Below are 8,170 nucleotides of genomic sequence, written 5' to 3' on the forward strand. Positions count from 1 at the left end.
CTCGAACGACTACGTCGGCAAGGGTCTTTCAGGTGGAACCATCGTGGTTCGTCCAGACCGTGCAAGCGTGTTTGCAGCCGAGCAAAACATCATCGCCGGAAACGTTATTGGCTACGGTGCAACTAGCGGAACCATGTTGCTTCGTGGCATCGTCGGGGAACGTTTCTTGGTGCGCAACTCCGGTGTCACTGCGGTGGCCGAGGGCTGTGGCGACCACGCGCTCGAGTACATGACAGGTGGTGTGGCAGTAATTCTTGGCCCAACCGGTCGCAACCTTGGTGCTGGTATGTCTGGTGGTGTTGCATATGTTTACAAGTTGCGTGGCGACCACGTAAACCACGATGCATTAGCAGCAGGAGAGTTGCACATTGGTGAGCTTGAGGCTCTCGACATTGCGCAGCTTAAAAAGTTGCTTGAAAAGCACGTGGCAGAGACAGATTCACAAGTAGCCAAAAATATTCTGGGCAACTTTGAAACTGAAGTAGCAAACTTCACCCGAGTTCTTCCGCGCGATTACGCCAGCGTAATGTCGATTCGCGCTAAGGCTACGGCTAACGGCATGGACCCAGATAGCGAAGCCGTCTGGAAAGAGATTCTGGAGGTCACCAATGGCTGATCCACGCGGATTTTTGAAGAACACCGAGCGCGAGACTGCAAAGCGTCGCCCGGTTGCCGTGCGCATCATGGACTGGAAAGAAGTTTATGAAAAGCGCGACCGTGCGGTTGTTCAGCAGCAAGCAAGCCGTTGCATGGATTGCGGCGTGCCGTTCTGTCACCAGGGTTGCCCGCTCGGCAACTTGATTCCAGAATGGAACGACCTCACCTGGCGCAACGACGGCAAGTCGGCCATCGACCGTCTGCACGCGACCAACAACTTCCCGGAATTCACCGGTCGTCTCTGCCCGGCACCTTGTGAAAGCGCCTGTGTTCTTGGTATCAATCAGCCTGCGGTAACCATCAAGGAGATCGAAGTTTCAATCATCGATCAGGCCTTCGAAAACGACTGGGTAACACCTCACCCTCCTGAGCGTCTAACCGGCAAGACTGTTGCCGTGGTTGGTTCAGGCCCGGCAGGTCTCGCTGCAGCTCAGCAATTAACTCGCGCCGGTCACACTGTTGCCGTTTACGAACGCGATGACAAAATCGGTGGTTTGCTGCGCTACGGAATTCCTGATTTCAAAATGGAAAAGCAGCACATTGATTTGCGTCTGAAGCAAATGGAAGCAGAAGGCACCCGATTCCGCACCGGAGTAAACATCGGTGTTGACATCACTTGGGAAGACCTTCGCGCACGCTATGACGCAGTTCTAATTGCGTCAGGAGCCACCAAGCCTCGTGATTTGAACATCCCTGGCCGCGAACTATCCGGAGTGCATTTTGCAATGGATTATTTGGTGCAGGCCAACCGCGTTGTTGATGGCGAAACTGTCGAGAACCAGATTGTTGCCGATGGTTTGAACGTGGTAATTCTTGGCGGTGGCGACACTGGTGCCGACTGTTTGGGCACCGCTACCCGCCAGGGCGCGATCTCTGTCACTACTTTGGCAATTGGCAACCAGCCGCCGACCGAGCGTCCAGCTAGCCAGCCTTGGCCAATGTTCCCAACAATCTTCGAAGTGGCAAGTGCCCACGAGGAATTTGGCGAGCGCAACTACTTGGCGTCAACAGTTGAATTTGTTGGCGAAAACGGCAAGGTCACGGGCATTAAAGTTGCCGAGACCGAGTTCGTCGACGGCAAGCGTCTGCCTAAACCAGGCACCGAAAATATCATCCCTGCAGATTTGGTTCTGCTAGCTCTGGGCTTCACCGGCGTCGAAGGCGACTCCGCGACTCAGCAGTCAGCAATTGAACTTGACTCAAGAGGAAACATCGCACGAAATGGCAAGTGGGCAACCAACCTGCCGGACGTGTTTGTTGCTGGCGACGCCGGCCGCGGACAAAGCCTGATTGTTTGGGCTATTGCCGAGGGCCGCGCAGCTGCTGCAGCAATTGATGAATACCTTGAGGGCAAGACCGTGCTTCCGAGCCCGGTTAAACCAACTGATCGTTCAATTTCTATCTAAGAAACCAAAACAAAGGGAAACCATGAGACGCGCCAAGATTGTTGCCACCCTCGGACCGGCAACTTCAAGCTACGAGCAAATCCGTGCCATCATCGAGGCCGGTGTTGACGTCGCTCGCATGAACCTTAGCCACGGTAGCTACGACGTGCACGAAGAGATCTACCGCACCGTGCGCAAGGCAGCGGCTGACCTAGACAAGCCGGTTGGCATCTTTGTTGACCTTCAGGGTCCGAAGATTCGCCTCGGCCGTTTCAAGAATGGTCCACACGAACTTCACAAGGGTGACGTTTTCAAGATCACCATCAACGAGGTCGAAGGCGACGAGACCATCTGTGGCACAACCTTCAAGGGTCTTTGTGGCGACGTAAAAGTTGGTGACTTGCTTTTGATTGACGACGGCAAAGTGACCCTCAAGGCAACTGAAGTCACCAACGACACAGTCATCACCATCGTTGAGATTCCAGGTTTCGTTTCAAACAACAAGGGCATTAACCTGCCGGGTGTTGCGGTTAACGTGCCTGCGCTTTCTGAGAAAGACGAAGATGACCTGCGTTGGGGAATCCGTCTTGGCGTAGACATGATTGCGCTGTCGTTCGTGCGCAACGCTACCGACATCAAACGTGTTCACGAGATCATGAACGAAGAGGGCAAGTACTTGCCGGTAATCGCAAAGATCGAGAAGCCTCAGGCTGTTGAGGCACTTGAAGAAATCATCGATGCGTTTGACGGCATCATGGTTGCTCGTGGTGACCTTGGTGTTGAGCTCCCATTCGAAGATGTTCCGCTAGTTCAGAAGCGTGCGGTAGAGCTTTCTCGCCGTTGGGCAAAGCCAGTAATTGTGGCGACTCAGATGCTTGAGACCATGATTGAAAACTCACGCCCAACCCGCGCAGAGGCTTCAGACGTTGCAAACGCAATTCTTGACGGTGCCGACGCAGTAATGCTTTCGGGCGAAACATCAGTTGGCAAGTGGCCAGTTGAAACCGTAGAAGCAATGGCTCGCATTATTGAGTCAACCGAAGAAAACGGCCTTGACCGCATTCCTTCACTTGGCACTCGTCCGCACACTCACTCTGGTGCTGTTTCACTTGCAGCGGTTGAGATTGCTGAATTGCTTGGCTCAAAGTTTGTTTGTGTCTTCACTGAATCAGGTGATTCACTTCGTCGCGTAGCTCGCTTGCGTTCATCGGTGCCTACCTTGGCGTTCACCCCAAGCACCACAATTCAGAACCGTTTGTCATTGGTTTGGGGAGCGCACTCGTTCTTAGTTGCGCCAGTTAAGCACACCGACGAAATGATGCACCAGGTGGACAAGATCGTGATTGCTCAGGGGCTAGCCAAAATCGGCGAAGAAGTCGTTGTCGTTGCTGGTACCCCACCTGGCATTCCAGGTTCAACCAACTCATTGCGTGTTCACCGTGTTGGTGACGCAGTGAATGGTGCTGCACCTGGCTTCGCAACTAGCTAATCTGACTATCTAAACGCTTAATTAAACAAAAAAGACCCGATAAATCGGGTCTTTTTTGGTTACGTGCCGAAGGCGGGACTTGAACCCGCACTCCGTGAGGAAAAGCATTTTGAGTGCTCCGCGTCTGCCATTTCGCCACTTCGGCTTTTTTGCAACCAGTAAATCTTACCTGAAACTGACAAAGTTCCAGAATTGGCAACCATCGAATAAAGTTGAGCCCATGGTTGAAGCAAAGAAGCGCACAGTAATCGTGGCCGAAGACGAGTCACTGATTCGCATGGACATTGTTGAAACCCTAAAAGAAAACGGCTTCGACGTAATTGCCGAGGCAGCCGATGGCGAGCAGGCTGTCGCTCTGGTGAAGCAACACCACCCAGATCTCCTTGTGATGGACATCAAGATGCCAAACATGGATGGCATCACTGCCGCCGAGGCATTGGTTGGCGAAAAAGTTCCCATCGTTTTGCTCACCGCCTTTAGCCAAAAAGAGCTTGTGGATCGCGCCAGCGAGGCCGGGGCCATGGCTTATGTCGTGAAGCCATTCACGCCAAACGATCTATTGCCGGCAATTGAAATTGCCCTTAGTCGCCACACTCAGTTGGTGGCACTCGAAAACGAAATCTCAGACCTAAACGAACGCTTTGAAACTCGCAAACTAGTTGATCGCGCAAAGGGTCTACTCAACGAGAAGATGGGCCTCAGTGAGCCAGATGCTTTCCGTTGGATTCAAAAAGCTTCTATGGATCGTCGTCTAACCATGCAAGAAGTTGCTGTGACGATTATTGAGCAGCTTTCTGCTGTCAAGCCAGCCAGTGGAGCTACGAACTAAGAATTCTTTTCGCGCAAGAAGTTTGTGATGCGCACGGTCGAAAGACGTCGACCATCTTCATCTGAGATTACGATTTCGTGCGTGGTCAAAGTGCGCCCCAAATTCAACGCGGTGCACACCGCAGTTACCTTGCCCGTTGTTGCTGATCGACTGTGCGAGGCGTTCACTTCGATTCCCACAGCAACCTTGTCTGGGTAGGCCCAAACATTTGCTGCGAAACTTCCAAGGCTCTCGCCAATTACTACGTGCGCACCGCCATGCAAAACACCAAGCGGTTGAGTGTTTCCCTCAACCGGCATGGTAGCAACTGCGCGTTCGGCGCTAAGTTCAAGAAGTTCGATGCCCATCTTTTCAGCAAGTGAACCGAGGCCGCGCAATTTAAGAAGCTCAAGTGCGGCAGGGCTGAATTTTTCGCTGGTCATTAGAGTCTCCACGGCTAACGGCAAACTAGGCTTGCCTCATGAACGCTAACCCAAAGCCTACCCTTCTGCTGATTGACGGGCACTCATTGGCGTTTAGGGCCTTTTACGCATTGAGCCCAGATAGTTTCAAAACTCCGGATGGCCAACACACCAATGCGGTGCACGGTTTTATCTCAATGTTGCTGAACATCTTGCAGCAAGAAAAGCCAACTCATTTAGCTGTTGCTTTCGATCTTTCTCGCAGTTCATTCCGCACCGAGGAGTATCCGGAGTACAAGGGCACTCGCGGTGAGACTCCGCCTGAGTTCAACGGCCAAACCGAACTTTTGCAAGAAGCGCTTGCCGCGATGAACATTAAGACCATCACTCGGGTTAATTACGAGGCCGATGACATCATCGCGAGCCTCGCCGATCAATCCGCAGACGCCGGCTTCGATGTGTTCGTTGTTTCAGGTGACCGCGACACATTCCAATTGATTTCCGAGCGCACCACGATTCTTTATCCGGTGAAGGGTGTGCTCAACCTGGCTCGCATGGACGACGCCGCAGTTGTTCAGAAGTACGGCATTCACGCCAAGCAGTACCCAGACCTTGCCGCACTAGTCGGCGAAACCTCGGATAACTTGCCAGGAATTCCAGGCGTTGGACCGAAGACTGCAGCCAAGTGGTTGCAACAGTTTGAAAATCTTGATGGTGTTCTGAATGCAGCCGACAGCATCACTGGAAAAGTGGGAGAGAGCCTTCGCGAACACCGTGAATTGGCTGTGCGCAACCGTCGCCTTAACCATTTGGTTCGCGATCTCGATTTTGATTTCACGCGCGAAGACTTAACTCTGGGCGGTGTTGACGAAACCGCAGTGCGTGAGGTTTTCGCAAAACTTCACTTCAAAACCCTCACCGAAAGGGTGCTGCGACTTCGTGGTGCTGTTCCTGGCTCCGCACCGGCAAAAACCGGTGACGATAACTCATCCGCGGTTGCAGCATTCAACGAAGCATTTGATAAACCAGCGCCGGTATTTGACGACCTCACCGTTCCTGAGGTTGAGCAGCTGAAGAGCGCCGATTTGATGAAATGGCTTAAGGGCACCAAAGGCACAGTGGGCCTAGCTTTCGAATTCACTGATTCGGCAATCAGCGCAATTGGCTTTGCCACCGAAAACCTGCGCAAGCTTTGGCACCCTAAAGATGTTGCCGAAATTCTGTCAACGCTGGGTGTTTGGCTTTCCGATGTCGCAATCGTCAAAGCAGTGCACCAGGCAAAAGACACCACCAGGCAACTGCTTGATTACGGCATCGAGTCGAATGGTTTTGACTATGACCCGTTGCTTTTGGCTTACCTGTTGAACCCTGTGCGCAAAGAATTTGCTTTGGATGACCTCGCCCTCGAGTATCTGGGAATTTCAGTTAAGCGCGGAGACCCAAATCAATTAGTTGCTGAAGAGACCACCGATGTTTCACTCGATGCGTGGCTAACGATTTCGCTCAGCCCAAAACTGTATGAACTAGTTAGAGATCAAGATCAATTGCGGGTCTATGGCGAAGTTGAATTGCCAACCGTGGCTGCTTTGGCTCGCATGGAGCACTACGGTGTTGCCATTGACGTTGCCAAACTAGAGGCTTTGTTCGAGCGTTTGACCACCGAGGTTGCGGCAATCGCCAAGGCCGCTTACAAAATCATCGGTCACGAGATCAACTTGGCTTCGCCAAAACAATTGCAAACCGTTTTGTTCGACGAGCTTGGCATGACCGGCACTAAGCAGGTCAAGACAGGTTTCTCAACCAATGCCGCAGCGCTAAATGAACTTTTCGAGCAAACCGAACACCCGTTTCTCGAGCGCTTGCTTGACCACCGCGAAGTCACCAAGATTCGTCAAATTGTCGAGACCATGCTCAAGGCGGTTGCTTCGGATGGCCGCATCCACACCAACTACGTTCAAACTGGCACAGCAACCGGACGACTTTCGAGCGAAAACCCGAACCTGCAAAACATTCCGATCAAGTCGGAGCGCGGTCGAGAAATTCGCGATGCATTCATAGTGGGCGAGGGCTACGAGACCCTTCTCACCGCCGACTACTCTCAGATTGAAATGCGAATCTTGGCGCACCTTGCCGAAGACGAAGGCATCATCGAAGCATTCAAGAGTGGCGAAGACTTGCACCGCTTCGTTGGCGCCCGCCTTTTCGGTGTCAAACCAGAAGAAGTCACCAGCGCTATGCGTTCCAAGGTGAAAGCCATGAGCTACGGATTGGTCTACGGCCTGAGCGAATATGGTCTGGCAAAACAACTTCGAATTCCAAACGCCGAAGCCAAGCAGCTAATGGCTGACTATTTCGCCCGGTTCGGGGGAGTCCGCCGCTACCTGGCATCCGTGGTGGATACCGCGAAGAGCCTTGGCTACACCGCAACCAGCTATGGCCGCCGCCGCCCATTTGACGATTTGAACAGCAAGCTCTTTCAGGTTCGTGAAAATGCCCGACGCGCAGCCCTAAATGCCCCGATTCAGGGCACTGCGGCCGACATTATGAAGCTGGCCATGACCCAAATAGACTCCAAAATGCGCGAGCAGGGCCTAAAAAGCCGCATGTTGCTGCAGGTTCACGACGAATTGGTCTTTGAAGTCGCCAAGGGGGAGCTCGAAACTCTCAAATCGCTGGTTGTCGAAAGAATGTCGAATGTCGTCGAACTTTCGGTGCCACTCGAGGTGCACCTTGGCATAGGTAAAACCTGGGAACAGGCTGGCCACTAGGCCGAAAAGCCAGTAGGCTAGGAGAGCGTCTTTCGACGCAATTCCTATCCATCGTTGCGATGGAAATCTTGGTAAAAATGCCTTGGTTTTGTCGCGACCCGAGTAATGCCCGTTAAGAGTACAAATAAATATGACCACCAAAACCACAAAGCAAATTGCCGTCAACGACATCGGCTCTGCTGAAGACTTTCTTGCTGCTGTAGAAGCAACCCTAAAGTTCTTCAACGATGGTGACCTGATTACAGGAACCGTTGTAAAGATCGACCGCGACGAAGTTTTGCTGGACGTCGGTTACAAAACTGAAGGTGTAATTCCTTCTCGTGAACTTTCAATCCGCCACGATGCAGATCCATCAGAGATCGTTGCAGTTGGCGACGCAGTAGAGGCACTTGTTCTTCAGAAAGAAGATAAAGAAGGCCGCCTAATCCTTTCAAAGAAGCGCGCACAGTACGAACGTGCGTGGGGCGATGTTGAGAAGATCAAAGAAGCTGATGGCACTGTTACCGGTACCGTTATCGAAGTTGTTAAGGGTGGTCTGATCGTAGACATCGGCCTTCGCGGCTTCCTTCCTGCATCTCTTATCGAGCTTCGCCGTGTTCGCGACCTTGGCCCATACCTTGGCCAGAAGGTTGAAGCCAAGA

At 52.5% G+C, this 8,170-nt stretch carries 6 protein-coding genes, 1 tRNA gene and 1 pseudogene; 6 read left to right on the forward strand and 2 right to left on the reverse strand.

Translation table 11 applies throughout. From position 1 onward, the window contains the following. From Q0L28_RS06155 to pyk, 3 genes and pseudogenes are all read left to right on the forward strand, one after another. Positions 1 to 616: pseudogene (locus tag Q0L28_RS06155) on the forward strand (glutamate synthase subunit alpha); the annotation flags it as partial. Continuing rightward, entirely contained in the window at positions 609 to 2,063 is a 1,455-nt protein-coding gene (locus tag Q0L28_RS06160; protein WP_296633026.1) for a glutamate synthase subunit beta, read from the forward strand. The pseudogene Q0L28_RS06155 and the gene Q0L28_RS06160, both read left to right, overlap by 8 nt. A 22-nt stretch (positions 2,064 to 2,085) precedes the next feature. Further along, a complete protein-coding gene (gene pyk, locus Q0L28_RS06165; protein ID WP_296633029.1) occupies positions 2,086 to 3,531 on the forward strand; it encodes a pyruvate kinase in 1,446 nt (481 codons plus the stop codon). 64 nt (positions 3,532 to 3,595) lie between these two features. Here the strand turns inward: pyk and Q0L28_RS06170 are convergent. After that, positions 3,596 to 3,676 (reverse strand) — tRNA-Leu (locus Q0L28_RS06170). 75 nt (positions 3,677 to 3,751) lie between these two features. Here Q0L28_RS06170 and Q0L28_RS06175 point away from each other — a divergent pair. Continuing rightward, the gene (locus Q0L28_RS06175) at positions 3,752 to 4,360 is read left to right on the forward strand and encodes a response regulator (RefSeq protein ID WP_296633032.1); all 609 of its coding nucleotides are present in this window, start codon (positions 3,752 to 3,754) and stop codon (positions 4,358 to 4,360) included. Here the strand turns inward: Q0L28_RS06175 and Q0L28_RS06180 are convergent. Continuing rightward, the gene (locus tag Q0L28_RS06180) at positions 4,357 to 4,782 is read right to left on the reverse strand and encodes a hotdog fold thioesterase (RefSeq protein WP_296633035.1); all 426 of its coding nucleotides are present in this window, start codon (positions 4,780 to 4,782) and stop codon (positions 4,357 to 4,359) included. The genes Q0L28_RS06175 and Q0L28_RS06180 overlap by 4 nt on opposite strands. 38 nt (positions 4,783 to 4,820) lie before the next feature. On the opposite strand from Q0L28_RS06180, the gene polA reads away from it, so the two are divergent. Together polA and Q0L28_RS06190 are read left to right on the forward strand one after the other, a co-directional pair. After that, positions 4,821 to 7,529, forward strand: coding sequence for a DNA polymerase I (gene polA, locus Q0L28_RS06185; protein ID WP_296633037.1), 2,709 nt, complete (start codon positions 4,821 to 4,823; stop codon positions 7,527 to 7,529). Positions 7,530 to 7,659: 130 nt separating this feature from the next. Further along, positions 7,660 to 8,170: S1 RNA-binding domain-containing protein (locus Q0L28_RS06190; RefSeq protein WP_296633039.1), on the forward strand; the 511-nt coding region annotated here is incomplete at its 3' end.

Origin of the sequence: Rhodoluna sp. (genome assembly GCF_024639375.1) — a bacterium.
Classification (GTDB): domain Bacteria; phylum Actinomycetota; class Actinomycetes; order Actinomycetales; family Microbacteriaceae; genus Rhodoluna.

What these genes read in the sequence shown, in the direction of transcription:
- Q0L28_RS06180 (WP_296633035.1), bottom strand. Translation starts at nt 4,782, where the DNA reads ATGACCAGCGAAAAATTCAGCCCTGCCGCACTTGAGCTTCTTAAATTG.
- Q0L28_RS06175 (WP_296633032.1), top strand. Translation starts at nt 3,752, where the DNA reads ATGGTTGAAGCAAAGAAGCGCACAGTAATCGTGGCCGAAGACGAGTCA.
- polA (WP_296633037.1), top strand. Translation starts at nt 4,821, where the DNA reads ATGAACGCTAACCCAAAGCCTACCCTTCTGCTGATTGACGGGCACTCA.
- pyk (WP_296633029.1), top strand. Translation starts at nt 2,086, where the DNA reads ATGAGACGCGCCAAGATTGTTGCCACCCTCGGACCGGCAACTTCAAGC.
- Q0L28_RS06160 (WP_296633026.1), top strand. Translation starts at nt 609, where the DNA reads ATGGCTGATCCACGCGGATTTTTGAAGAACACCGAGCGCGAGACTGCA.